The organism is Streptomyces sp. TLI_185, from assembly GCF_003814765.1.
GTDB lineage: Bacteria > Actinomycetota > Actinomycetes > Streptomycetales > Streptomycetaceae > Streptomyces.
The window spans coordinates 9,009,583-9,034,676 of sequence record NZ_RKRB01000001.1 but is presented as its reverse complement, the minus strand read 5'-3'; the positions used below and the strand labels follow the sequence as shown (position 1 = coordinate 9,034,676).

The following is a 25,094-nucleotide window of genomic DNA, read 5'->3' as shown; positions in this document are numbered from 1 at the left end:
CTCAGGCGGTGGCGGCTGCGGCGTAGCGGTTGGCGGGGCGGGCGAGGCCCAGCAGGCCGCGCAGGGTGTCGGCCTCGTAGGCGGTGCGGAAGGCGCCCCGGCGCTGGAGTTCGGGAACCAGGCCCCGGGTGATGGCGGGGAGATCGTGTCCGGCGACGGCGGGCCGCAGCCGGAATCCGGTCAGGCCCGCCTCTCCGAACTCCTGGAGCAGATCGGCGAGTTGGGCGGACGTACCGGCGAAGATGCGTGCGTCGCTGGTGTACGGCTCTGCCGCGCGGGCGTCGAGGCGGGCGCGGCGGTCCTCGGCGGCGGACTGGTCGTCGTCGAGGAAGACCACCAAGTCACCGAAGACATGGAGGAGTTCGTCACCGCGTCCGGCTGCCTCCTGCTCCGCGCGGATCTCGGCGACGACGGCACGCGCCTGCTCGGTGTCGTGCGGGGTGACGTAGCCGACGTCGGCCTGGCGGGCCACCAGGCGGTAGGGGACGGTCTGGTGGGCGAGGGAGGTGACGAGGGGCTGGCCCTGCGGCGGGCGCGGGGTGATGGAGGGGCCCTTGACGCTGAAGTGCGTACCCTCGAAGTCGATGTAGTGCAGCTTGTCGCGGTCGACGAAGCGGCCGGTGGCGACGTCGCGGATCTCGGCGTCGTCCTCCCAGCTGTCCCAGAGCCGGCGCACGACCTCGATGTAGTCGGCGGCCTCGTCGAACAGGTCGGTGAGGCGTTCCTGTCCGGCAGGGGTCCGGAGTTCCTCCAGGTTGATCGGCGGGAAGGTGCGGCGGCCGAAGTGGTCGGCCTCGTGCGGGCGGGCGGTGATCTGCACCCGCAGGCCGGCGCGGCCGGTGCTGACGTAGTCGAGGGTGGCGATCGCCTTGGAGATGTGGAACGGCTCCGTGTGGGTGGCGATCACGGTCGGAACCAGGCCGATGTGCCGGGTGAGGGGGGCGATGCGGGAGGCGGTCAGTACGGCGTCGAGGCGGCCGCGTACCTCGTCGGTGCGGCCGTCCAGCTCGCCGTAGTGCGAGGACTGCAGACCGAGGCCGTCTTCGAGGGTGACGAAGTCGAGCAGTCCGCGCTCGGCCTCGGCGACCTGATCGGCCCAGTATCCGGCGGTGAACAGCTCCCGGGGGCGGGCCACTTGCTCGCGCCAGGAGGCGGGGTGCCAGCCGGTGCCCTCGAGGGCGACGGCAAGGTGCAGAGGGGAAGCGGGAGTTGAGGACACGAGGGTGCCTTCCTGGAGGTCCGTACGAGATCGCCGGTCCGCGGGAATGGGGGCACGGCGGCTTGAAAAACGGGTCAGGAGCAACAGAGGGCGCCGGCCACGCGCTGGAGGTCGATGTGGGGCCGGGAGTGAAGGCGGACGGCAGGCCGTACACGTGTCATCTGGCCCACCTCCGCTCGATACATCGCCTTCGACATGAACAACGGCAGAGCTATGCCGTTTCTTCCAGAACGGCGGTTTGGGTCGGCCGTACGAGCGAGAAGACCGTACGGCGGCGCAGCGTGAAGCCGATCGACTCGTACAGGCGGATCGCGTTGGTGTTGGTGGCCCTGGCGTGCAGGAAGGGGCGTTCGCCGCGCTCCTTGATGCCGGCGGCGACCGCGCGGACCAGGCGGGTGGCCAGGCCCGTGCCGCGGTGGTCGGGGTCGGTGCACACGGCGCTGATCTCGGTCCAGCCGGGCGGGTGGAGCCGTTCGCCGGCCAGGGCGATCAGCCGGCCGCGGTGACGGATGCCGAGATAGGTGCCCATCTCGACGGTGCGCCGCAGAAAGGGGCCCGGCTCGGTGCGGGCCACCAGGTCGAGGATCTCGGTCACGTCGTCGGGGCCGAGCCGCACGGCCTTGGGGTCGGGCTCGGCGCGCAGACCGGTGTCCACGAGCTGGACACCCTGTCCGGTACGCAGGATCTCCCACCCGGCCGGTGCCTCGGTCACTCCGCGCACCGAGGCGGTGCCGTCGGGGCCGACGAGGGTGGCCAGGTCGGCCCAGGCCTGCGGGTCTGCGGTGTCGGTGAGGGCATAGAAGGGGGCCACATCCTGCCGGTAGCGGGCGGCGCGGCCGACACGTTCGGCGAAGTGCGCGTGCGGGCCGGTGAGGGCGGCCCAGGCGGGGTTGTCCAGGAGGTGCGAGGACGTGGCTTCGAGGCTGGTGGCGGACATCGTGTGGCGGTCTCCGAGAGGTGCCCTGGGGGCGGGGGCTCCGCCGCGGGGCGGCGGCGGAGCCCCCTGTCAGTGGTAGATCAGGAGTTGTCGAGCGGCAGGCCGGGCGGGTTGACCTCGGACGTGGCGACGGCCTCGTTGGAGAGGTTCCAGGCGGCCAGCCACTTGGCGTACTGGCCGTTCTTGATCAGGTAGTTGATGGCGTCGGCGAGCGGCTTGGCCAGGCCGCTGTCCTTCTTCGCGGTGGCGGCGATCAGGCCCTGCAGCGAGGCGCCGGCGCCGGAGTACGTGCCCGCGTTGCGCGTCGGGTTGGGCGTGTTCGCGGACTGGGTGATGTGGTACGCGATGCCGGGGTTGGGGCCGAAGAAGGAGTCGATCTTGCCGCTGTTCAAGGCCAGGTAGGTGCCGTTGCGGTCCGGGTAGTACTTGACGGTGAGCTTCTTGCCCTCACTCTCCAGCTTCTTCTTCCACTCCAGGAGGAGCTTCTCCTGGTTGGTGCCGGCACCGACGGAGACGGTCTTGCCGGCGAGGTTCTCGTAGTTGCCGCCGAAGTTCCACTTGCTGGTCTTGAGCACCTCGAAGCCGAGGTTGTCCTTGCGGTAGGAGGCGAACTCGTACTTCTTCTTGCGCTCCTCGGTATCGGTGACATTCGAGAAGGCCACGTTCACCTTGCCGCTGTCGATGCCGACGAAGAGGTTCTCCCAGGTGAAGTTCTTCAGCTCGGGCTTCAGGCCGAGGACGGCGGCGACCAGGCGGCCGAAGTCGGGCTCGGCGCCGGTGAGGGTCTTCTGGTCGCTGCCGACGTAGGCCAGCGGCGCGAACCCGGCGGGCAGGGCACCGATGCCGATCTCCAGCTTGCCGCTGCTCTTCACGGACTTGGGCAGTTCCGCGCTGATCGACTTCACCTCGGAGACCTTGAGGCTGGTCTGCTTGGCGGCGCCGTTGGAGAGCTGTCCGACGGTCACGCTGCCGGCCACGGCGGTCGTGGTGGCGGCGTCGCTGTCCCCACCGCAGGCGGCGAGCCCGGTGGCGAGGGAGGCGACCGCGGTCGCCGCGGTGATGCCTCGTATCAGGCTGCGTCGGGTGAAGTGGACAGACATGGCCGTTCCTTGTCGCTGAGAGGGAGAAGGTGATGAGGGTGAAGGTGATGAGGGAGCAGCGGCGCGGTCAGAGGACCTTGCTGAGGAAGTCCCTGGTCCGCTCGTGCTGCGGCTTGTCGAGGACCTCGGAGGGCGGGCCCTGTTCGACGATCCTTCCGCCGTCGATGAAGACGACCCGGTCGGCGATCTCGCGGGCGAAGCCGATCTCGTGGGTGACGATGACGAGAGTTGTGCCGCTGGTCGCCAAATCCTTGATGACGGCGAGGACTTCGCCGACGAGTTCCGGGTCGAGGGCCGAGGTGGGCTCGTCGAAGAGGATGACCCCGGGGCGCAGGGCGAGGGCGCGGGCGATGGCGACGCGCTGCTGCTGGCCGCCGGAGAGCTGGCGCGGGTAGGCGCCGGTCTTGTCGGCGAGACCGACCCGGCCGAGCAGCTCGCGGGCCAGTTCCTGCGCTTCGGGTTTGCTGAGCCTGCCGGTGGCGACCGGGGCGGCGGCCACGTTGTCCAGGACCGTCAGGTGCGGGAAGAGGTTGAAGTTCTGGAAGACGAAGCCGATCCGGCCGCGCTGGGTGAGGATGGCCCGCTCGCTGAGCTCCTTCAGCCTCTCGCCCTGCCGCTTCACGCCGATCAGTTCGCCGTTGATGCTGACGTGGCCGATCTCCGGCTTCTCCAGGTGGTTGATGACCCGCAGCAAGGTGGACTTGCCGGAGCCGGACGGGCCGAGGACCACGGTCACCTCGCCCGGGCGCACCGTCAGGTCGATGCCGTTGAGCACGCGGTGGGCGCCGTACCACTTGTGAACGTCGTGGACCTCGACGGTGGCGGCCTCGACGCCGGCCAGGGGTTCGAGGGTCTTCGCGCTCATATGGCGGCCTCCCGGCGGATGCGGGCTCGCAGGTCGGTGAGACCGGTGCGGAGCTTCTGCAACGGCGTCGGCGGCAGGGTGCGGGTGGCGCCCCGGGCGTAGTACCGCTCGACGTAGAACTGGATGACGGAGACGACGCTGGTCAGGACCAGGTACCAGACGGTGGCGACCAGCAGCAGCGGCACGATGTCGCCGGGGTAGGTTGCGCCCATGGACTGCGCGGTGCCGAACAGGTCCAGCAGCGAGACGTAGAAGACCAGCGAGGTGCTCTTGATCAGGCCGATGAGCTGGTTGACGTAGTTCGGTGTGATCGAGCGCAGCGCCTGCGGGAAGACGATCTTCGTGAACTGGTAGCTCTTCGGCAGGCCCAGGGCCGCCGCGGCCTCGTGCTGGCCCTGGTCGACGGAGAGGATGCCGCCGCGGACGACCTCGGCCGCGTAGGCCGCCTCGTTGAGGCTGAGGCCGATGACGGCGACGACCATGTCGGTGGCGAGCTTGGACTCGTCGAAGGAGAGGAAGGCCGGTCCGAAGGGGACGCCGACGCTCAACGTCTTGTACAGGGCGCTGAAGTTGTAGAGGAAGAGCAGGACCACGATGAGCGGGATGGAGCGCAGCGCCCAGATGTAGGTCCAGCTGACGGCGCGCAGCACCGGGGACTTCGAGAGCCGGGCCAGGGCGAGCACGATGCCGCCGATCAGGCCCAACGCCGCGCTGTAGGCGGCGACTTCGAGGGTGATGAGCAGGCCGTCGAGGATGTTCGGCCGCAGGAACCAGTAGCCGAAGCGGTCCCACTGGTAGAACGGGTTGGTCGTCAGGCCGTGTACGAACTGGGCCGCGAGGACCAGGACGACGGCGGTGGCGATCCAGCGTCCCGGCCTGCGCAGCGGCAGAACCCGCTGTGCTGCGAGGTGCTTTGACGGTTCGTCGGCGGGCGGCGCCTCGGCGAGGGCGACGGTGGCGCCAGGGGGTTCACTCATGGTGGGCTCCGGCGAAGTCGGACACCCCGGGCAGGCCGCGGCAGCCGTGCGCTGGAGCGGATTGCTCAGCGCACGGGTGTGCAGGGGCACCGGGGGCGGGGAGGACAACGGCACACCGCGCGGGCGGTGTTCGTCAGGGAGTGCGGGGGCTGCGGGGAGGTGTCAGCCCCGGCAGCGGGCACAGCCCGGTGCGGTACACAGTGCGCTGCTCACGCGGAGCAGATCGACGGCCCGGTCGGCGGCGAACAGGTTCAGCAGGTTCGCGTACGGCAGTACGCAGCCCTGAGGGCGGCGGGCGGCCGTCCTGGCAGCTGCGTACATGGCGTCACCATCACTGTTCCGGCCCTTGCGGGCCTCGCACTTACCGAAAGGTGGGCAAAGTTAAGACAGTTGCCGGAGGGAATGTCAACGCCGTTCCACCGAGTGGAACGGCTAGCGGGCGGCGTGGGCCGTCCAGTCCAGGATCTGGACGGCGGCTCCGGCGGCCTCCAGGCCCTGGCAGCGGGCGTGGTGGCGCCTGGCGATGCCGTCCAGGTCGAGGTGGGTGCCGAAGGCCGGGTGGGCTGCCAGGCGGCGGGCGTAGGCCCACAGGGTGGGATGGTCGGCGATCCGCTGGACGGCACAGGCGTCCAGGTGATTGCGGTGCACGGTGTCGAGTTGGACCAGCGCGACCCACAACTCGACGTCCGCGGCGGTGACTTCGTCACGGATCATGTACGTCCGCCCGGCCAGCCACCGCTCCAGGGCACCGAGCGTTTCGAGCAGCGTCTCGAGCGCCGCCGCGCGCTCCGACTCCTCACCGCCGGCCGATCCGGCGCGCTGCGCGGCCTGTTCGATGCCCTGTGCGCACATCCGCTCGACGGCCTCGATCTCCGACTCCGCGCCGCACGGGTACGGCGAGGGGCGGTCGCTGCCGAAGCGGCGGGCGAGGTCACGCATGATGTCCGGGGCGTGCGTGCTGACGATCCGCCCGGACCAGTCGTCGCTGAGCACGGGTGCGACGGCCGGGCCGGTGTAGTGGTGCGCGCTCGCCTCGTACAGCGGGCGCAGGGCGCGGTGGCTGCCTTCGGCGGTGTCGGGGACGGCGGGCAGGAAGGTCGCCGGACAGACGGTGTCCAGGCCGAGCAGGCTGTGGGTGACGGCGATGCGCAGGCCGTCGGGACACGCGGTCGACAGATGGAGGCGGTAACGGCCCGGTACGGCGTAGTGGCCGCTGCGGGCGTCGCTGCCGATCCGGCCGCGGAAGGCGGGCGCGGGCTGGGCGAAGGCGTGGGCGGCCAGAGGTGTGACGGACATGGATCTCCCCGGGAGAGGGCGCGGACGTACGCGCGGCGGAAGCGACGTCGGGCAACTCAGCCCTGGGGGCTGATCGCACTGCAGACACGCTGCAGATCGATGTGACGGCGGGAGGTCAGAAGAGGCGAACGGATCACTCGGACGGTGACCGGCTCAAGGCGCCCCATGCGTTTCCCTACCTATTCACTAGGATTCTCCTCTGGAGTGTCGTTCCGGCTCGCAGCCACGTCAAGAGGGCCGTCCCGCAATGCGGACAGCGCGGTGGACACACCCCTTCCCCTGGCGTCACCGCCGCATCGCCGGCCCCGGTGCAACCATTCGCCGCCCGCGCATGCCTCCTGCGGGTGAACTGGCGTTACCGCGCGGTTCGTTGATCGCATCTCCGCCCACACCTCCCCCAGCGGCGACCTGGCCAGCATCGGCTCCGGCGCGACCCTGCCGATCGCGGGCGCGGCGGCCGCAGCCCTCGCCGTCGGCACGGGCACCGTCGTGGTGGCACGCCGCCGTCGCGCCGCCCGGCGGTAGGAACCTAGTTCTTCTGCAGGGCGCGGCTCACGCCCGCGATGACGGCCGTCGTCAGCACCCAGCCGAAGGCGATCAGCAGATAGGCCAGCCACTGGCAGGTGCCGCTCGTCCAGTACCAGGCGGTGCGCTGGCCCAGACCGCCGATCGGAATCAACAGGTCGAGTGTGTAGACGAGGGGCTGGAAGTGGGGCCCCTCGCCCGCCTGCACGCGCGTGGGACTGTGCGCGCCGAACGTCACGGTGCCCAGCAGGGTCAGCATGAGCAGCCAGACACCCGCCAGCCAGGGGCGGTAGCCGTAGCCGACGGTCGCATCCAGCAACTGCCCCCAGGCGCGGGCCGCCGGACGCAGTGTGCGGCGCCGGTGCCGCTGCTTTGCCAGCAGCACCCGGCGGGCGTCGTCGTCGTGGCCGGCCTTGCGATACCAGCTCGCCAACTGCTCGTACGGCTGGGGGCTGTAGCCGGGGCTGCGTCGTATCCACCGCAGGCGGTTCGCCACGGAATCCGGCCATCCCACCGCCTCGCGCCGCTCGCCCGCCACAGCCACCTTGATGGAGCCGTAGACGAAGCCGTCCAGCTCCACCGTCGTTGGCCAGCTGTGCTCGTTGTCGTGGAGGTACGACACCTGCGCGCCCCGCAGGTCCACCGTCCCGGACGGCGGGCGGGCGAGGGTGAGGTCGAAGTCGACGGCCTGCATGAGCATGCAGAGCAGGGCCGGGCCGTCACCGTCGGCCGGCCCGTTCAGGACGGCCCCCTCGAACGCCACGTTGTCCGAGACCCGGGTACCGCGCAGACGCACGGTGCCGTTCGCGGTGAACTCCCGGGAGAAGTCGAGCGTCGAGGCCACGGCGTTGTCCAGGGAGAGGGCCACTCCGTTCGGGCCCGGCGTTTCCAGCCGCGTGCGCCGCATGAACAGTGCGCCCAATTGCGCACCCGGCAGCCGCACTTCGCCGTGAGCGACGAATCCACCCCCGCAGAAGAAGCCTCCCTCACAGACCAGGCCGCCTCCCGCCAGGGCCCATCCCTCCGGCGCACGCAACTCCGCCCCGTTGAGGATCACACCGCCGGTCACATGCGCGTGGGTGAGGGACAGGGCGCTGATCTCCCGGTGGAAGGCGGAGACGGGGCCGGTCTCCACGGTCGACCGGAGCAGGTCGAGACGTCCCTCGATCCGGGCCGACCCGGCTTCGAGGCCGGGCACCAGGCTGCCGGTGATCGCGACGCTCCGGGTCTCGGCCCCGAAGAGGCTGACGTCCTGCTCGAACCAGCAGTCCTCGAACCAGAGAGAATGATCGATCCGCGCGCCGGCCAGGTTGATCCGGCCGGAGATCCGCGCGCCCGCAAGCGTCAGAGCGCCCACCGCGCCCGGCTGCACGGAGTGCGCACCGAGCAGCAGCGCGACGATCACTTCGGCCCGGACGGTACGCCCGGGCCCCCACTGCCCGCCGCCGGCCACCCGGTCGTCCTCGGCCACACCGGACCGCAGATCCACGCGGCGCCCTTCGGGGAACGCGTCCCACAACTCACGTTCCGGTGGAGTCAGTTCGTCGTATGACAGCACACGGACAGGGTAGTGATCTTTCCTCTCCTTCGGCCTGCTTCTCCGCGCTCCCTACGGAGGTGGTCACCTCACCGGGATCGCCAGGTACTGGTACTCCAGGAACTCCTTGGCACGGACCCGGCCGCCCTCCCGCGGCGGCCGTCCTCGCCGTGGAGGTGCACGCCCTCGCCCCAGGCCGCCACGACACGACAACGCCTGAGCTGTCCAGCCGGAGGGCGGTGTTCGGACGGTGTGTCAGTCGCCCTGGACGGCAATGCGCCGATTCGGGGCGCCGGGACGCGGTCCGGTGCCTCTTGCGCAGGTCAGCGCCGCTTGTCACAGTGTCCAGGCAGGCAGGCCGATGCCCGAGACGAGGCTCCATGCGTGAGAACGCCGACACGGCAAGCCGTCCGTTGACGGTCGCCGACGCGCTGGCCCTACCCGTGCTCGCCGCGGGGCAGCCGCAGGTCGTCACGGGGGTGGACCGCCTCGACCGGCGGGTGCGCTGGGTCCACATGACCGAGCTGACAGACCCGGCGTCCTTCCTCAAGGGCGGCGAACTCGTCCTGACCACCGGCATGCCCCTGCCCGAGGAACCGGCCGCGGTGCGCCGGTACGTGGACGAACTCGCCGACGTCGGGGCGGCAGCGCTGGTCATCGAGCTGGTACGGCGCTACCACCGGCCGCCCGAAGCACTTGTCGACGCATGCCGGGCCCGCGGTCTCCCCCTCGTCACGCTCGCGGCGGACGTCAACTTCCTGGAGGTCACCCAGGTCGTCCATGCCCTTCTGCTGGGCAACCAGACGGACGCGATGCGCCGTACCCAGCGCATCCACGAGGCGTTCACCGCGCTGACGCTGCGCGGTGCGGGGCCCGAGGACGTGGTGCGCGCGGCGGCGGAGATGAGCGGCCGTACCGTCGTGCTGGAGAACCTGGTGCACCAGGCGCTGATCTGCGAACCCTCCGGCAGCACGATGGAGCAGGCGCTCACCGGCTGGGAGCAGCGCTCCCGGGGCGTGCCGTCCCGCGAGCGCACGGAGGTGTGCGGCGGCGAGGGCTGGCTCGTCGCGCCGGTGGAGTACCAGGGCGAGCGCTGGGGCCGCGCCGTGATGCTCCCGGCCCGCACGGGGGACTTCGGGGCCGAGGACGTCACCGTGCTGGAGCGGACGGCGATGGCCCTGACCATCGCCCGCCTCATCCACGCCACCCCCTGGGAACGCACCGCACACCGCAGCGCCCTGCGCGAGCTGGCCGAACAGCGCCACCACTCCCCCGAGGACGCCCGCGCCCGCTTCGCCGCGCTGGGCCTGCCCGCCGAGGACTGCGGCTTTCTCGCCGTACTGGTGGTCACGCGCGCGGCGGACGACGCTGCGGAGGGCCGGCTGTCCGAGGAGCTGCGGGCCGCAGGGGTGCCGGCCCTCGTCGGTGTGCTGGCCGCAGGCCGGCTCGGCATCCTTCTCGCCCTGCGCGCCACCCGGCCGTGGCGGCCCACGGTCGAGCGGCTGAGCCGCACCGCGTTCGCCCTCGATCCGGAGGCGGTGGTGAGCGTCGGCTCCGAGGTCACGCAACTCGCCGACGCCGCCCGCTCGTTCCGCGAAGCCGGCCGCGCGTCGGAGGCGGCCGTGCCCGGACTGCCCCTGCCCGGGGGCCGTTCCTACCACGAACTGTCCGACATCGGCCTGCGCCGCCTGCTGTACGCACTGCGCGAGGACGTCCGCGTCCAGGACTACGCCGAACGACAGCTCGGCCGACTCGTCGACCACGACACCCGGCACGGCACGGACCTGATCACGACCCTGCGCCACTACCTCGACGCGGCCGGCAACAAGACCACCGCCGCCCGCCGCGGCGACCTGTCCCGGGAGACCGTCTACCAGCGCCTGCGCACCATCGAGCGGCTGCTGGAATGCGACCTGGAATCGGGCGAACAGCGCACCGAACTGCATGTGGCGCTGGCCGCCCTGGACGTCATGCGGGCACGTTGACTCAGCCCTCGGCGGCCTTGCCGTCCGTGGACGCACCGGAGGCCATGCCGTACGTCGGCACCGACGCCGCTCCAGGAGTATCGAGCGGCGGCCGTCCACGCCCACCGGCACGTCGCCGTCGATGGTGACGCGGCGGCGAGAAGGCGGGGTAGGCGGGCACGAACGTCACGTCGGAGTGCCACTGGTCGGCTCGGCCGCCGTGGTCGTTGTCGACGCCGAAGGCGTACTTGCCGTCGACGGAGGGGACGGTGGGGTGGGCGACGGGCTCGCCCAGGCCGCAGGCCTTCGGCGATACGACCGCCATGCTGCCGTCGGCCTGACAGTCCACCCCGCGGGGCACCTCAGCGGTTGCCCGTGCGTACGGCGCCCGCGCTCGCCGTGACGACCAGCGCGATCGCGGCGCACTGCGGCAGCGACAGTCCCTGGCCCAGCACCAGATAGCCCGCCAGAGCGGCAAGGGCGGGCGCCAGGCTCGTCAGCACCGCGAAGGTCGCCGCAGGCAGTCGGCGCAGGGCGAGCAGTTCGAGGGTGTAGGGCAGTGCCGAGCTCAGCAGGGCGATGGCCAGGCCCAGGCCGAGCACGGTGGGCTCCAGCAGCGTGCCGCCCGCCGCTCCGACGCCCAGCGGCAGGCTGACCAGTGCGGCGACGGTCATCGCGATCGCCAGGCCGTCCAGCCGCGGGAAGCGGGCGCCCGCGCGGGAGTTGAGCACGATGTACGCCGCCCACAGTGCGCCGGCGCTCAGCGCGAAGGCCACACCGGCGACGTTGAACCGGTCGAAGCCGTCCTCGCCCAGCAGGAAGACCCCGGCCAGTGCGAGTCCGGCCCACAGCAGGCCGGCGGCGCGGCGCGAGGCGAGGACGGACAGCAGGAGCGGGCCCAGCACCTCGACGGTGACCGTCGCACCCAGCGGGATGCGGTCGATGGCCTGGTAGAAGAGGAGGTTCATGCCGCCGAGGGCCAGACCGAACCCGCACACCACCGCCCAGTCGGCGCGCGAGTGCCCGCGCAGCCGCGGCCGGGTGACAACCAGCAGCAGCACCGCGGCGAACGTCACCCGCAGGGCGACCGCCCCGAACGCTCCGGCGCGGGGGAAGAGCAGCGCGGCGCAGGCCGACCCGAACTGTACGGACACCGCTCCGGCCAGCATCAGGCCGACCCCGCCGAGGCTGCCGCGGCCGGGCGCATGACGGACGAGGACGGGCGCGGGCGTCGCTGCGGACGAGGTGCGAGCGGTGGAGGTCATGCCGTTCACGCTAGGAACCCGGCTGCGGCCTGTGAAATGCCGATTCGGCTGCGGTTATGCTCCGGAGGCATGACCATCGAGCTGCGGCATCTGCGGGCCTTCCTCGTCATCGCCGAGGAAGGCAACATCACCCGTGCCGCGGCCCGTCTGCGGCTGAGCCAGCCCGCGCTCTCCCGCACCCTGCGCCAGCTCGAGGACCACCTGGGCGGCCGCCTCGTCGACCGCTCCACCCACCACCTCGAACTCACCGCCGAGGGCCGCACCTTCCGCGACAAGGCCACCGCCGCCCTCGCCGCCGTGGACACGGCTCTGGACACGCGCAGCCTGCGGAGCTGGCCGCTGCGCGTGGGCCACCCCTGGGCGGCGCTCGGCGACCACACCATCGCGCTGCTGCGCCGCTGGGACGAGACGCACCCGGAGGTCCCGCTGCAGCTGCTGCGCATCGACGACCGTACGGCGGGCCTCACCCAGGGCAGGGTCGACGCGGCCCTGCTGCGCGGCACGGTCCCCGCGGCCGGGCTGCGCACGGAGCTGCTGGTGTCGGAGGAGCGGGTGGCGGTGATGTCGGCGGACAGCCCGCTGGCCGCGCTCCCCCGGGTCACCCTGGCGGACCTCGCCGCCCATCGGATCGCCCTCAACACCGTCTCCGGCACCACGACGATGGACCTGTGGCCGGCCGCGGCCCGCCCCGCCGGCACCCTCGAGGTCACCAACACCGACGAGTGGCTCATGGCCATCGCCGCGGGCCGCGCCATGGGCATCTCGACGACGGCCACCCCGGGCAACCACACCCACCCGTCGCTGGTCTTCCGGCCGCTCGTGGACGCGCCGCCCGTCCCCGTCGTGCTCGCCTGGCGCGAGGGCCCCGGGCACCCGGCCGTCCCGGACCTGCTGGCGCTCACCCGGGAGGTACTGGCGAGCGGAACGGCCGGTCAGCGGGCCGGTTCGCCGACCGCGCCGCCGGTGGAGTAATTGCAGTTCACCCTGGTCGGCCGTGCGACGCTGGTCTTGGGCTCGGGTCAGGAGGCGGCCATGACGGGAGACAGCCTTCCGCTTCCAGCTGGCGGGGGCCGCGCCCTGCGCGCTGGCCGTGTCGACGACCTTCGCGATCATCGCCGCCGCCCGGGAATCGGGCCCGTTCCACGGTCACGACCTGCTCACCAACATGATCACGCTGCAGGCGTTCAACGGCTCCGCCGCACTGACCGCGCTGCTGCTCGGGGCGGTCGTCAGCGAGCGGAACCAGACCCGGCAGGAGATCGCCCGCGCCTGCGGGCAGCTCGCCGACATGGTGGCCAGGATGGCACCGGAGACCTCCGCCCCGCGCTTCCCCACCGGCAGAACGAGAGGGAAGAGCAAGGCGGAGAGGCCCCGAGACGGGCGTGATCCGCCGGTCAGTGCAGGTCGGCGCGGGCGGGGCCGTCTTCCAGGGCAGTGTCTTCCAACGCGGTGTCTTCTATCGCAGTGTCTTCCACAGCCCTGCCTGCGACGGCACCGCCGTCCACGGCACTGTCGTCGAGGAACCCGCCCGACTGGTGCTGCCACAGCTTCGCGTAGGCGCCCTGGGCCGCGAGCAGTTCCTGATGCGTGCCCTGCTCGACGATCCGTCCGCGGTCGAGGACGACGAGCCGGTCCATGCCGGCGACCGTGCTCAGGCGGTGCGCCACCACGAGCGCCGTCCGCCCCTCCATGAGCCGCCACAGCGCCTCCTGGACGAGGAGCTCGCTCTCGGAGTCCAGGGCGCTGGTCGCCTCGTCGAGCAGCAGGATCGGCGCGTCCCGCAGGATCGCCCGGGCCAGGGCGACCCGCTGGCGCTGTCCGCCGGACAGCTTGATGCCACGCTCGCCCACCATGGTGTCGAAGCCGTCCGGCAGCGCGTCGGCGAACTCGGTGACGTGCGCCGCCTCGGCCGCGCGGCGGATCTCGGCATCGGTGGCGTCCGGCCGGGCGAAGGCGATGTTCTCCTTCAGCGTGCGGTGGAACATCGCCGGGTCCTGCGGCACATAGGCGATCAGGCCGCGCAGGTCGGCCTGGCGCATCCGGCTGATGTCCTGACCGCGAACCAGGATCCGGCCGCCGTCGATGTCCATCATCCGCAGGAGGAGACGCGACAGCGTGGTCTTGCCGCCGCCCGAGCGGCCGACGAGCCCGATCTTCGTCCCGCTGGACACAGCCAGGTCGAGGCCCTGGAAGAGCGGATCCCCTCCCCCGTGGGCGAAGGTCACCCGCTCGAAGCGGACGTCGGCGGGCCCCGGCAGCAGCGGCTCCGGCGACGGCGGGTCGAGCACGGTCGGCGGAACCAGCAGCAACTCGGTGAACTGCGCGGCCTCCGTCATCGAGCTCTCCAGGCGGCGGTAGATCTGGTTGAACTCGAACATGATCTTCGTGGCGTTGCTGTAATACGTGAAGGCGACCACGACCGCCTCCACCCCGTGCTCGCCCCCGCCGAGCGCGACCGCGAGCAGCAGGCCCAGCACATTGGTCAGTACGGACATCGGCGCGACCAGCGTGTCGATGCGCAGGTTGCCGTAGTCCCACGACCTCAGCGTGAGCCGCCGCGAGTGGGCGACGCGGGTGCGATGCTCGGCGGCCTCGCGGCGCTCCGCGGCGAACGCCCGGACCGTGTCCATGTTCATCAGACTGTCGGCGACATGCCCCGACACCCGGGCGATCGCCTCCTCCCGCTGGTCGACGAGGCGCTGGCGGCGCCGGATGAGCGGCGCCACGCACAGCGCCGTCACCCCGATCATCACCAACAGCCCGACGACGAGCAGCGGTTCGTAGCGCCACAGCACCACCGACCCGAACAGCAGCGGTACGAGGCTGCCCATGATGTTGAACGTCAGTGTGTCGGCGAACTCCTCGAAGCGGGAGGCGAAACTCAGCACCCGCTTGGTGAGGGCACCGGCGAAGTTGTCGTGGAAGAACGCGGCGTCCTTGGCGAACAGCTCGTCCATGCCAAGCACGTACAGGTGCTCGATGCCGAGGGCGTCGAGGCGGTTCAGGCAGTGCAGACCGATCCGCCACAGCGCCTCCGCCGCCAGCAGGACACCGGCGAAGGCGAGGACGTACGGCAGCGTCGGACCGATCCCGATACCGGCGTCGCCGGCGATACGGCCGACGAGCTTCGCGACGACCAGCGGCGCGATGTAGCTGATCCCGATGTTGCCCAGTGCCGGGAGCAGCATGCCGGGCACGGCCCACAGCCGAAGCCGGCCCAACTCCCGTCCGTAGTAACGAAGTGCGAGGAGCACAGCGCCCCTGCGCGGGGGCACCTTGCTTGCTTGAGGTAATCCCATCCCGATCCCGTGTGGTTGTGCGGCGGGATGGGAGTGTCCCGCGACGACACCCACGGCGTCCAAGCGTTTTCCGGGCTGATGGGGCCTTCGCCCCATGTGTCACTCGGGCGCGGCGGACCGGACTCAATCGTCCTGTTCGGTCTCCTCCATGACGGTCGCCGCCTTCACCATCCTCGGCTGCTTCGCCGTGCCCCGCGTGGCCGGACGGCTCGGCAGGCGCGGGGCACTGCCGCTGGCCTTCGGCCTGATGATCGTCGGCACGGTCGGCGCATACGGCTTCGCCTACCCCCTGCACTCGATCCCGCTGACCTTCGTCTTCCTGCCGATCCTCGGCCTCGGCGGCGCGAGCTTCGCAGTGTTCACCATCTGGCTCCCCGAGCATCCCCACCCGGATGCGCGCCACCGCCTTCGCCCTCATCACCACCTTCTCCCGCTGGGTGGCCGCCGCCGGCACCTTCCTCATCGGCTACGGCATCCACGCCACCGGCTCCCTGTCCCTTCCCCTCACCCTCACCGCCGCGGTCTTCGCCATCGGCATCGGCCTGGTGCGCCTCGCCCCCGAGACCCGAGGGGAGGCGCTGCCCGGCTGAGATCCTGTCGGCGCCGGGAGGGAAGGCCTCGCTCCTCCTGGCGCCCTGTCAGGCAGCCGGCCCGACGCGCAGGGCAGCGCCTGTCACGGCTTCGCGCCCGAACCGTCGAGCAGAACCGGAGCCTGCCCCGCCGCGGTCAGGCGGGCGCGCAGCCGTGCCGCGTCCTGCCCCGGGGGCAGCCCATAGGCGCTGCGGTATTCGCGGCTGAACTGCGTCGCGCTGGCGTATCCGACCGCCTGGGCGACCTGAGCCGCCGTCACATCACCCGCGAGCAGGCGCCGTCGGGCCTCCTGCAGCCGCAGGTGCTTCTGGAACCTCATCGGGCTCATGCCGGTGGCCGCCTTGAAGTGGCGGTGCAGCGTGGCCGGGCTCATCCGGGCTCTCTCGGCGATCTCGTCGATGCCGAGCGGTTCGGTGTAGTGGTCGCAGATCCAGCGGGCCACGGTCCGGATGCGGGCGGCGGCGGAGTCGGCCAGGGACCAGTGGCACAGCACGGGACCGAGCGGACTGCGCAGCAGCCGATAGAGGATCTCGCTCTCGATGCGGGGCGCCAAGGGGCGGATGTCCTCCGGGCTGTCGAGGAGGCGGATCCAGCGGGTGACGGCATCGACGAGTTCCGGCGCCATGGGTGCGGTGACCGCCGCGGCGGCGGCCGGCGGTGGGGGCGGGCCGGACTCGTCCAGTTCCATCTGCACGGCGGCGAGCGCCTCGGCGTCCAGCCGCATGACCGCGGCCCGGTAGGGCACCTTCTCGAAGGCGGCGGTGACCGGCAGGTCGAGCGTGAACAGGGCCATCTCGCCAGGGGGTGTGACCCAGCTCCGCTCACCGGCCGCGGTGCGCTTGGCGCCGTCGGCGATGAAGCAGATCATGGGCTCGTACGTCACCTCGACCGGCTCGATCAGCTCGTCGAGTGCGACCAGCGACATCCTGGGCACGGCGGTCTCGGACCACGGCCCCTGACAGTGCCGCCCGATGGCGTCCGCGAGCCGGTCCAGCATGAAGCACACCCTTCGAGCAAGAGACGGGCGAGAGGATCAGGCAATACTATGCGACCGCTGCCCCATGATCTCCCGGCGCCGCGTCCCTAGCGTCGACGCCATGACACAGCACGACACCACGCTCCCGCACCGCACGCTCGGCACCCAGGGTCTGGAGGTCGGCGCCATCGGCCTCGGCACGATGGGCATGACCATGGCGTACGGCGCCGCAGACGAGCAGGGCGGCGCCGCCACCATCCGCCGCGCCTACGAGCTCGGCGTCACCCTCTTCGACACCGCAGAGCTGTACGGCATGGGCACGGGCAGCAACGAGCAGCTCCTCGGTCGCGCCCTTAAGGACGTCCGCGACGACGTCGTCCTCGCCACCAAGTTCGGCTTCGACCTGAGCGACCCGACCAAGCTGGGCGCCCTCGACAGCCGCCCCGCGCACATCCGCGAGGTCACCGAGAACAGCCTGCGCCACCTCTGCACGGACCACATCGACGTCCTCTACCAGCATCGCGTCGACCCGGACGTGCCCATCGAGGACGTGGCCGGCACGGTCGGCGAACTGATCGCCGAAGGCAAGGTGCGCTTCTTCGGCCTGAGCGAAGCGGGCCCCGACGTCATCCGCCGCGCGCACGCCGTCCACCCGGTGTCCGTGCTGCAGACCGAGTACTCGGTGTTCGAGCGGGCCGTGGAGGCCGAAGTGCTCCCGGTCGTCCGCGAGTTGGGCATCGGTTTCGTGCCGTACTCCCCGCTGGGCCGCGGCTTCCTCACCGGCGCCGTCAAGCCGGCCGCCGAATACCCGGCCGACGACATGCGCAGCTGGGACGAGCGCTGGCAGCCCGGCAATTACGAGAGGAACCTGGCCGCCGTACGCGAGTTGACGGCCCTGGCGCAGAGCAAGGGCATCGTGGTGACCCAGCTCGCCCTCGCCTGGCTGCTGGCCCAGGGCGACGACGTCGTCCCGATCCCCGGCACCCGCAGCCCACAGCGCCTCGCGGAGAACGTCGCCGCCGCGCACATCACCCTCAACGCCGAGGACCTCGCACGCATCCAGGAGATCCTCCCGCACGGCTCGGCCGGCTCCCGCTACCCGGCGGCCTTCATGCCCACCTGGTAGCAGCGTCGCCAACGGGCGCCATCCTCCAACTCGGGTTTCGATGGCGCCCGTTGGCGTCATCCGGAGCAATGCGTTCGGCCAACCGGACACCGTTCGATACCTCTTGACGTTGCGCCACACCCCGACTGACACTCTCGCCACACGACGTCCCACAGCCGCAACGACCGTGTGCCCTTGGCGAAGGCACCCGTTGTCGGGGCGTTCCCCCATGCCCTCTTGCCTCGTCCGTCACCCCACACACGACGGCTCACCCCCACACAGGAGGCCCGCACATGAGTCCCCGACACCCCGCGGAGCGAACTCACCGATCAGCCCTCTCCCGGCGCGGCAAACTGGCCGCCGCCGCCCTGGCGGCCGCCCTGCTGGCGGGACCGGGCATAGCCCAGGCGGCTCCGCAGCAGCCGGCACCCGTCGCCCGGCATCAGGCGGCCGCGGCCACCATCACCTGGACCCTGGAACGGGCGGGCAACCCCACCCAGGACCAGCAGACGGCGTACGACCTGATCACCAAGGCCATGAACGCCGCGGTGGCCCGTTACAACAACCTCAGCGACCTCGGCAAGAGCATCACCGTCCGCTACGACCCGAGCGTTCCTACCGCCGACGGCAGCAACAAGGGGACCATCCGCTTCGGCAGCAACCGCAGCTACATGACCGAGCGGACCGCCCTGCACGAGATCGCCCACACCATCGGCGTGGGCACCAGCGCCAACTGGAACTCCCTGTCGAGCGGCGGCACTTGGCACGGCGCGCAGGCCACCGCCCTCGTCAAGCAGTTCGACGGCTCGGCCGCCACGCTGTCCACCGGCGGCGGCCATTTCTGGCCGTACGGCCTCAACTTCGAGAACGAGTTCTCGAACACGGCGGCCGACCGCCATGTCCAGATCGTCGCCGCCATGGTCCGCGACGGGCTGTGACGGCGGGGCCGATGGCCTGAGCGGGAGCGATGCGGGAGCGATGCGGGCAAGGTCAGCGGTCGAAGCCGATATGTACGTGGTCGTGGTGGGTGTTGTCGCTGAAGAACTGGTTGGCGGTGGCGCCGCCGGACAACAGGACGGGCCGCCGACGTTGTAGGAGCTGACCGCTGCCGCGTCCCGCATGAAGCGCTCCACCAGAGTGCGGGGCGTGGCCGGGTCGACCACCGCGTGACCGTCGATCTGCCACACGTCGAAGGCCCGGCCCCGCGGATGGTCGCTGGGGCGGCTGGTGCCGAAGACATCCAGGGGATGGCCGAGCGAACCACGCTGACGTACATCCGGAAGGGACCCGCCAGGCGCAGCACCGCCGCGAGAACACGGTCATGGACGCGCCCGCTGCCGCGGGTCGGTCTGCGCAGCGGGCGGCAGTTCGATGCGGGAGTCGGCCAGCAACGCCCGGATGCGAGCGGGCAGCGCCGACACGGCGGCTCCCGGCCGGGCCGGGTGCAGCGCGGTCACCGTCCAGCCGGAGGCCGCCCGAGTCAGCCGTACGTCGCACGACGCGGCGGAAACGCTGGGCCGGGCTTGCGCGTCACGACATCCGGTGTCCGTCAATCGTGGCCCGAGAAGCGGGCGGACTCGCCTGACCCACGCTCGTGTCAGTGCTTGAGCGTCTGACCGCCCTGCTGGCTCTGGCGGAAGGTGCCCGGGGTCATGCCGGTGTGGCGGGTGAAGAACTTGCCGAAGTTGGTGGGTTCGGCGAACCCGAGGCGGCGGGCGATGGTCGCCACCGGTTCGTCGGTGTGCGCGAGAAGCCGTTGCGCCTCCAGGGCGACGCGGCCGTCGATGACGTGTTTGACCGGCTGCCCGGTAGCGGCCGCGCAGGCGCGGGTGAGGGTCTTGACGGTGTAGCCCAGGCGGTGGGCGTAGTCGGCGGCGCGGCGGGTGGTGGCGTAGGAGCCTTCCAGCTCTGCGCGGAAACGGGCAAACACCTCTCCGCCCGCGTACGGGTCGCCGCCGCCGTCAGGGCGGGGCAGCCGGTCGATCTGCAACAGCACGGTGGCGAGCAGGAGTTGCAGGATCTCCGCGGACACCTCCTGCTGCGGCCGGTCGTACTCGGCCCGCAACTGCCCCAGCAGGGTGGACAGCACGGCGTACTGCGGGCTGGTGCCCAATTGCCGGCAGCCGGGCCCGTACCACTCCCTGACCATCCGGTCGGCACTGCTGCTGTGGGGCGGGAAGGCCGGGGTGAACAGCAGATGCGTGCCGCCCGCGGTACCCGGCCGCACGAAACTCTGCACCTGACCGGGCCGGACCCACAGCAGAGTGCCGGGGCGGCACGGGTAGGTCACGAAGTCGATGGCGTGCTCCCCGCTGCCCTCGGTGATCAGGGTGAGGGTGTGGAAGTCGACCCGGTGCACCAGATCGGTCCGCCGGCCCCGCCGCCTGCGCCGCTCGTGCAGCGTCGCCAAATCGATGATCTCGAATCCGGGGACATGCTCCGCGGGCGGTCTGAAGTCGAGCCGGAGGATGGCGTCGCCCTGTGCGGAATCCCCGCCGTCATGATCCGCGGAAAGCATCATGGTCTCCGAATGTCCTCGATTTACCATGCCCGGTCTTCAGCGTATCTCGTCTGCCTGCGGTTTCGCGGCGAGAGTGGAGGTCATCGAGGCGAGGAAAGGCCGCCTCCACCGCTAGGAGCACCCCATGAACGGCACGGTCACGGTCCTCGACAAGGGCGCGGTCCGCATCCACAGCTACATGTCGCCGGCCGACACCTTCCACACCACCACCCAGCTGATCGAGACCCCGGCACGGATCATCGCGATCGATGCCCAACTACTGCCCGTCTACGCGGACGAGGTCGTCGCCTACGCAGGAGGGCTCGGCAAGCCCCTGGAGCGGCTCATCGTCACCCACGCCCACCCGGACCACTACAACGGCGCCGCCAGCTTCGGCGTCCCAGTCCACGCCCTGCCCGCGGTGCGCGAGCAGATCATCGCGCGCGGCGACAGCCGGCTGCCCACCGGACTGGTCATCCCGGTCACCGACTTCACGCCGACCGTGGACCTCCTCCCCGGCACCGAGGTCATCGACGGTGTCCCCTTCGTCCTCGAGGCCGTCTCGGGCGGTGAGGCCACCGACGAACTGCTGATCAAGCTGCCCGAGCAGGGCGTGCTGATCGCCCAGGACCTGGTCTACAACGACGTCCACCTCTACCTCGGCAACAACGACATCACCGGCTGGCAGCAGGCGATCGCCGCGCTGGCCGCCGAGTCCGGATACGACGCCGTCCTCGCCGGCCACGGCCTGCCCACCGGCCCGGAGATCTACGAGGAGGTGCGCCGCTACCTCGCCGACGCCCGCGAACTGCTCGGCGACGACGGAGACGCGTACAAGACGGCGATCGTGGACCGCTACCCCTCCTACGTCGGCCCGTTTCTGATCGACATCGCCAATCGCTCCCTGTTCGGCGCCGGTCACTGAACGGCCACCCGCACCCTCCAACTCCCTTCTGTTCAGAAAGACTTGTGATGCCAGTCCGTCTTCGCCGCACCCGCACCGCAGCCGCCGCGATGGCCTCGCTGCTCGTCCTGGCCGGTGCCGCCCCGGCCCTCGCCGACTCCAACGGGGACACAGCCCGCCACCCCGCCCCGCTGCCCACGAGCTACACGATCCCCGGCGACAAGACCTACCCCGAGGGCATCGCCCGCCAGCACGGCACGCCCTACTTCTACGTCGGCAGCACCAGTGACGGCACCATCTACCGCGGCGACGTCCACCAGAGCGCGACCAAGGTCTTCCTGCCGGGCGGCCAGGACGGACGCGTCTCCGTCGCCGGCATGAAGACCGACCGTGCCGGACGGCTCATCGTCGCCGGCGGCGCCACCGGCAAGGTCTTCGTCTACGACACCCGCACCCGCACCCTGCTCCACGTGTTCGACACCGGCCGCAGTGACGTCTTCCTCAACGACGTGGCCCTCGCCCCCAACGGCGACGCCTACATCTCCGACTCCATCCACCCGGCGCTGTGGCACATCACCGCCGCCGAGTTGACCAACAAGGCCGTGCAGCAGCCCCTGCGCGTGGGGGTGGACCTCACCCACTCCCCGATGGTCTACAACGCGGGCTTCAACGGCAACGGCCTGGTCGTGACCGACAACGGCCGCTACGTCCTGCTCGCCGACTACAACGACTACGCCTTCTACCGCATCGATCTGCGCAGCCACCAGGTCGTCCCGATCGACCTCGGCGGCGCCAAGGGTGTCTCCGGCGACGGACTTCTGCTGCGCGGCAACACGCTCACCGCCGTCACAGAACTCGACAACCCCGACGGCCAGATCGCCGTCCTGAAGCTGAGCCACGACTACACAAGAGCCCGCCTGGTGCGCACCGTCCACGGCCACGGCATGCACAGCCCGTCCACGGCCGCCTTCGACGGCTGCGACCTGCTGATCGTCAACTTCCAGTTCCAGATCGCCGATCCGCACCTGCCGTTCAACGTGGTGCGCGTCCACGCCCAGTAGCGGCCAGGAACACTCGAAGAAAGGGCGACAACCATGGAGATCACCATCGTCGGGGCCGGGAACATGGCTCGCGGCATCGCCACCCGCGCACTCGCGGGCGGTCACACGGTCACCCTCACCGCCAAGGATCCCGGCAAGGCCGTACAACTCGTCGACGAACTACGCAGCCATGGCAGTGGACAGATAAGTGCCGCCGACGAATCCGCCCTGGACACCGCGGACCTCGTGGTCCTCGCGGTCCCCTTCGAAGCGGCCAAACAACTCGCCGCCGCCTACGGAACGCGGCTGAACGGCAAGGTACTTGTCGACATCAGCAACCCCGTCGACGCCTCGCTCGACTCGCTCGTCGTACCCCCGGGCACCTCCGCTGCCGAGCAGATCGCCGAAGCCGCCGCGCCGGAGACGCGCGTCGTCAAGGCGTTCAACACCACGTTCGCCACGACGCTGGTCGCCGGACAGGTCAACGGGACTCCGCTCGACGTCTTCATCGCCGGCGACGACGCAACGGCCCGCAAGCAGGTCGCCGAACTCGTCACCTCCGGCGGGCTCCATCCCGTCGACGTCGGCGCGCTCAGGCATGCACGCGAGCTGGAGGGCTTCCAGCTGCTGCACATGGCCCTGCAGATCCGGGAAGGCGGCCGCGGCTGGGCCAGCACGATCAGGATCGTCGCCCCCTGAGCCGCGCGAGCAGGACAGCCCCGTAGCTCCGCTGCCGGCACGCTACTCCCCCGCGTGGGCAGCGGAGCATCACCCATCCCCGACCAGGAGAACCACCCCATGTACGTCCGCACTGCCCTCGCGACCGCCGCGACCTTGCTGGCCTCCGCCGCCACCGCCACCGCGGCGACCGAACCCCTCTCCCACCCCCGCATCGCCGCCCACTTCAGCCTGGCGACCTCGCAGCAGCCCGAGAACATCACCGTCGACCGCACCGGATCGGCGTATCTGACCTTCTCCTTCGCCCGGCAGATCGTCCCCGTCACCCCCGGCGGCCACGAACACGTCCTGGCCACTCTCCCGGCCCCGGCCAAGGCCAGCACGCCCAACCTGGGCAAGGCCTTCCTCGGCGGCATCGCCCGCGCCGACGACGGCACCCTGTACGTCACCTACGCCACCGGCACCGCCGACCTCACCGGCCTCTGGACCGTCCGCCCTGGCGGCCGTCCGCACCGCGTCGCCGCGCTGCCCGCCGACGGTCTGCCCAACGGCCTGGCCCTGGACCGGCACACCGGCCGCCTCTACGTCACCGACTCCGTGCACGGCGTCATCTACCGCCTCCCCGCACGGGGCGGCAAGGCCGTCGTGTGGGCCAAGGGCAGGGCCCTGGAACCCAGTTCGTTCGCCGGCGCCAACGGCCTGAAGCTCCACAACGGCGCCGTCTGGGCCACCAATCTCGACAAGGGCACCGTACTGCGCATCCCGTTCACCGCAGGCGGAGCGGCGGGCCGCATCCAGGTCCGCGCCACCGGCATGCCGTCCATCGACGACTTCGCCTTCACCGGCCACGGCGACACCCTCCTCGCCGCCCGCGACGACAACCAGGTCGACCTCGTCCGCCCCGACGGCACCCACACCGCCGCACTCACCGCGGCCGACGGCCTGCAGACCCCCACGTCCATCGCGGTCCACGGCGACAGGGTGTACGTGCCCAGCGCCGCCTACCTCACGAACAAGGACCCCAACCTGCTCCTCGCCCATCTCGACCAATGAGTGCGCTCGGTACTTCAGCGAATCACGCGACAGGCATTGACGTTTGTGGCGTGGTTCCTATCATCCTCAGAGTCCGAAGTCCCGATCGACGTTCGATATACCGGACACAGACCTCGCCCCCGGCACTGAGCGAGACCGCACCCCCACACTCGAAGGAGCTCCGCTCATGCTCTTCCGACCACGGTTACGTCCCCTGCGGCACGCGCTGCTCGCCACCGGCGCCGCCGCCGCGCTCGGCGTCGGCCTGCTCACCGCCGCCGCACCGGCCGCACCCGCCGCCAGCTCGCTGCCCTGTGACCTCTACGCGGCCGGCGGCACCCCCTGCGTGGCGGCACACAGCACGACCCGCGCGCTGTACGCCACCTACAACGGCCCCCTCTACCAGGTGCGCCGCGCCTCCGACAACGCCACCCGGGACATCGGCGTCCTGAGCGCGGGCGGGGTCGCCAACGCCGCGGCGCAGGACTCGTTCTGCGCCGGCACCAGCTGTCTGATCACCGTCATCTATGACCAGTCCGGCCGCAACAACCGCCTCACCCAGGCACCCCCCGGCGGCTTCTCCGGCCCGGCCGCGGGCGGCTACGACAACCTCGCCAACGCGACCGCGGCACCCATCACGGTCGCCGGACACAAGGCGTACGGCGTCTATGTGGCGCCCGGCACCGGATACCGCAACAACCGCACCAACGGTGTCGCCAAGGGTGACCAGGCCGAGGGCATGTACGCGGTCCTGGACGGCACGCACTACAACGGCGGCTGCTGCTTCGACTACGGCAACGCCGAGACCAACAGCCGGGACAACGGCAACGGCACCATGGAGGCCATCTACTTCGGCAACATCAAGGTCTGGGGGTACGGCACCGGCAACGGCCCCTGGATCATGGCCGACCTCGAAAACGGCCTGTTCTCCGGGGTCAACCAGCGCTACAACGCCAACGACCCCTCGATCAGCCACCGTTACCTCACCGCGGTCGTCAAGGGCGGTCCCAACCGCTGGGCCATCCGCGGCGGCAACGCCCAGTCCGGCTCCCTGTCCACCTTCTACAACGGGGTCCGTCCCAACGTCGCCGGCTACAACCCGATGAAGAAGGAGGGCGCCATCATTCTCGGCATCGGCGGCGACAACAGCCACGGCTCCGCCGGCACCTTCTACGAAGGCGTCATGACCTCCGGATATCCCTCGGACGGCACGGAGAACGCGGTGCAGGCCAACATCACCGCGGCCGGATACGGCAGGTAGATCCACCTCCACGAAAGGTCTTC

At 70.9% G+C, this 25,094-nt stretch carries 26 protein-coding genes and 3 pseudogenes; 11 read left to right on the top strand and 18 right to left on the bottom strand.

Annotation, left to right across the window (positions count from 1 at the left end; genetic code table 11):
- Position 1 precedes the first annotated feature (1 nt).
- The 10 genes from EDD92_RS41420 to EDD92_RS41390 form a co-directional block, all read right to left on the bottom strand.
- Positions 2–1,219, bottom strand: coding sequence for an LLM class flavin-dependent oxidoreductase (locus EDD92_RS41420; protein WP_123969042.1), 1,218 nt, complete (start codon positions 1,217–1,219; stop codon positions 2–4).
- A gap of 74 nt (positions 1,220–1,293) precedes the next feature.
- Entirely contained in the window at positions 1,294–1,380 is an 87-nt protein-coding gene (locus EDD92_RS52215) for a putative leader peptide (RefSeq protein ID WP_311736820.1), read from the bottom strand.
- 50 nt (positions 1,381–1,430) lie between these two features.
- Positions 1,431–2,156 (bottom strand): GNAT family N-acetyltransferase, encoded by a 726-nt coding sequence (locus EDD92_RS41415; protein WP_123969041.1) that lies wholly within the window; start codon positions 2,154–2,156, stop codon positions 1,431–1,433.
- Positions 2,157–2,236: 80 nt separating this feature from the next.
- A complete protein-coding gene (locus EDD92_RS41410; protein ID WP_123969040.1) occupies positions 2,237–3,256 on the bottom strand; it encodes a transporter substrate-binding domain-containing protein in 1,020 nt (339 codons plus the stop codon).
- Between the two features lie 67 nt (positions 3,257–3,323).
- Positions 3,324–4,121 carry an amino acid ABC transporter ATP-binding protein gene (locus tag EDD92_RS41405; protein WP_123969039.1) on the bottom strand — a complete coding sequence of 266 codons (798 nt, stop codon included), beginning with the start codon at positions 4,119–4,121 and terminating at the stop codon, positions 3,324–3,326.
- Positions 4,118–5,098 carry an amino acid ABC transporter permease gene (locus tag EDD92_RS41400; RefSeq protein ID WP_123969038.1) on the bottom strand — a complete coding sequence of 327 codons (981 nt, stop codon included), beginning with the start codon at positions 5,096–5,098 and terminating at the stop codon, positions 4,118–4,120. The genes EDD92_RS41405 and EDD92_RS41400 overlap by 4 nt, the downstream gene beginning before the upstream one ends.
- 162 nt (positions 5,099–5,260) lie before the next feature.
- Positions 5,261–5,419: a hypothetical protein gene (locus EDD92_RS50180; protein ID WP_185124296.1), complete on the bottom strand. Its 159-nt coding sequence runs from the start codon at positions 5,417–5,419 to the stop codon at positions 5,261–5,263.
- A gap of 111 nt (positions 5,420–5,530) precedes the next feature.
- Positions 5,531–6,394 (bottom strand): glutathione S-transferase C-terminal domain-containing protein, encoded by an 864-nt coding sequence (locus tag EDD92_RS41395; protein WP_123969037.1) that lies wholly within the window; start codon positions 6,392–6,394, stop codon positions 5,531–5,533.
- A 56-nt stretch (positions 6,395–6,450) separates the two neighbouring features.
- On the bottom strand, positions 6,451–6,561 hold the full coding sequence (locus EDD92_RS52210; RefSeq protein WP_311736796.1) for a putative leader peptide: 111 nt from the start codon (positions 6,559–6,561) through the stop codon (positions 6,451–6,453).
- A gap of 362 nt (positions 6,562–6,923) precedes the next feature.
- Complete coding sequence (locus tag EDD92_RS41390) at positions 6,924–8,477, bottom strand: oxidoreductase (RefSeq protein WP_123969036.1); 1,554 nt, start codon at positions 8,475–8,477, stop codon at positions 6,924–6,926.
- Positions 8,478–8,836: 359 nt separating this feature from the next.
- Here EDD92_RS41390 and EDD92_RS41385 point away from each other — a divergent pair, with 359 nt between their 5' ends.
- Positions 8,837–10,441: a PucR family transcriptional regulator ligand-binding domain-containing protein gene (locus EDD92_RS41385; protein ID WP_123969035.1), complete on the top strand. Its 1,605-nt coding sequence runs from the start codon at positions 8,837–8,839 to the stop codon at positions 10,439–10,441.
- Between the two features lie 136 nt (positions 10,442–10,577).
- Here the strand turns inward: EDD92_RS41385 and EDD92_RS52555 are convergent.
- A pseudogene (locus EDD92_RS52555) lies at positions 10,578–10,715 on the bottom strand (TauD/TfdA family dioxygenase); the annotation flags it as partial.
- Between the two features lie 67 nt (positions 10,716–10,782).
- Positions 10,783–11,685, bottom strand: a complete 903-nt coding sequence (locus tag EDD92_RS41375) for a DMT family transporter (protein ID WP_123969033.1) — start codon at positions 11,683–11,685, stop codon at positions 10,783–10,785.
- 69 nt (positions 11,686–11,754) lie between these two features.
- Here EDD92_RS41375 and EDD92_RS41370 point away from each other — a divergent pair, with 69 nt between their 5' ends.
- Positions 11,755–12,657 (top strand): LysR family transcriptional regulator, encoded by a 903-nt coding sequence (locus EDD92_RS41370; protein ID WP_123969032.1) that lies wholly within the window; start codon positions 11,755–11,757, stop codon positions 12,655–12,657.
- A 118-nt stretch (positions 12,658–12,775) separates the two neighbouring features.
- Positions 12,776–12,865, top strand: a pseudogene (locus EDD92_RS51680) (hypothetical protein); the annotation flags it as partial.
- Here the strand turns inward: EDD92_RS51680 and EDD92_RS51675 are convergent.
- The 3 genes from EDD92_RS51675 to EDD92_RS50175 form a co-directional block, all read right to left on the bottom strand.
- Positions 12,832–13,020 carry a hypothetical protein gene (locus tag EDD92_RS51675; protein WP_260327144.1) on the bottom strand — a complete coding sequence of 63 codons (189 nt, stop codon included), beginning with the start codon at positions 13,018–13,020 and terminating at the stop codon, positions 12,832–12,834. The pseudogene EDD92_RS51680 and the gene EDD92_RS51675 overlap by 34 nt on opposite strands.
- A 59-nt stretch (positions 13,021–13,079) precedes the next feature.
- Complete coding sequence (locus tag EDD92_RS41360) at positions 13,080–14,984, bottom strand: ABC transporter ATP-binding protein (RefSeq protein WP_123969031.1); 1,905 nt, start codon at positions 14,982–14,984, stop codon at positions 13,080–13,082.
- Between the two features lie 123 nt (positions 14,985–15,107).
- The gene (locus tag EDD92_RS50175) at positions 15,108–15,245 is read right to left on the bottom strand and encodes a hypothetical protein (protein WP_185124295.1); all 138 of its coding nucleotides are present in this window, start codon (positions 15,243–15,245) and stop codon (positions 15,108–15,110) included.
- Positions 15,246–15,376: 131 nt separating this feature from the next.
- On the opposite strand from EDD92_RS50175, the gene EDD92_RS41355 reads away from it, so the two are divergent.
- A complete protein-coding gene (locus EDD92_RS41355) occupies positions 15,377–15,574 on the top strand; it encodes a hypothetical protein (protein ID WP_123969030.1) in 198 nt (65 codons plus the stop codon).
- A gap of 83 nt (positions 15,575–15,657) precedes the next feature.
- Here EDD92_RS41355 and EDD92_RS41350 read toward each other — a convergent pair whose 3' ends face one another.
- Positions 15,658–16,572 (bottom strand): AraC family transcriptional regulator, encoded by a 915-nt coding sequence (locus EDD92_RS41350; RefSeq protein ID WP_123969029.1) that lies wholly within the window; start codon positions 16,570–16,572, stop codon positions 15,658–15,660.
- 100 nt (positions 16,573–16,672) lie between these two features.
- On the opposite strand from EDD92_RS41350, the gene EDD92_RS41345 reads away from it, so the two are divergent.
- Complete coding sequence (locus tag EDD92_RS41345; RefSeq protein WP_123969028.1) at positions 16,673–17,677, top strand: aldo/keto reductase; 1,005 nt, start codon at positions 16,673–16,675, stop codon at positions 17,675–17,677.
- 272 nt (positions 17,678–17,949) lie between these two features.
- Positions 17,950–18,594, top strand: coding sequence for a hypothetical protein (locus EDD92_RS41340; RefSeq protein ID WP_123969027.1), 645 nt, complete (start codon positions 17,950–17,952; stop codon positions 18,592–18,594).
- A 381-nt stretch (positions 18,595–18,975) separates the two neighbouring features.
- Here the strand turns inward: EDD92_RS41340 and EDD92_RS50170 are convergent, their stop codons facing one another.
- Positions 18,976–19,113: a hypothetical protein gene (locus EDD92_RS50170; RefSeq protein WP_185124294.1), complete on the bottom strand. Its 138-nt coding sequence runs from the start codon at positions 19,111–19,113 to the stop codon at positions 18,976–18,978.
- Positions 19,114–19,253: 140 nt separating this feature from the next.
- On the bottom strand, positions 19,254–20,174 hold the full coding sequence (locus EDD92_RS41335; protein ID WP_123970777.1) for a helix-turn-helix transcriptional regulator: 921 nt from the start codon (positions 20,172–20,174) through the stop codon (positions 19,254–19,256).
- A gap of 127 nt (positions 20,175–20,301) precedes the next feature.
- Between EDD92_RS41335 and EDD92_RS41330 the strand changes: the two genes are divergently transcribed.
- The 5 genes and pseudogenes from EDD92_RS41330 to EDD92_RS41310 all read left to right on the top strand — a co-directional run.
- On the top strand, positions 20,302–21,081 hold the full coding sequence (locus EDD92_RS41330; RefSeq protein ID WP_123969026.1) for an MBL fold metallo-hydrolase: 780 nt from the start codon (positions 20,302–20,304) through the stop codon (positions 21,079–21,081).
- 47 nt (positions 21,082–21,128) lie between these two features.
- Positions 21,129–22,121, top strand: a complete 993-nt coding sequence (locus EDD92_RS41325) for an SMP-30/gluconolactonase/LRE family protein (protein WP_185124293.1) — start codon at positions 21,129–21,131, stop codon at positions 22,119–22,121.
- 33 nt (positions 22,122–22,154) lie between these two features.
- A complete protein-coding gene (locus EDD92_RS41320) occupies positions 22,155–22,799 on the top strand; it encodes an NADPH-dependent F420 reductase (protein WP_123969025.1) in 645 nt (214 codons plus the stop codon).
- A gap of 99 nt (positions 22,800–22,898) precedes the next feature.
- Positions 22,899–23,831 carry an SMP-30/gluconolactonase/LRE family protein gene (locus tag EDD92_RS41315; RefSeq protein WP_123969024.1) on the top strand — a complete coding sequence of 311 codons (933 nt, stop codon included), beginning with the start codon at positions 22,899–22,901 and terminating at the stop codon, positions 23,829–23,831.
- Positions 23,832–23,997: 166 nt separating this feature from the next.
- Positions 23,998–25,062, top strand: a pseudogene (locus EDD92_RS41310) (arabinofuranosidase catalytic domain-containing protein); the annotation flags it as partial.
- Positions 25,063–25,094: the final 32 nt, after the last annotated feature.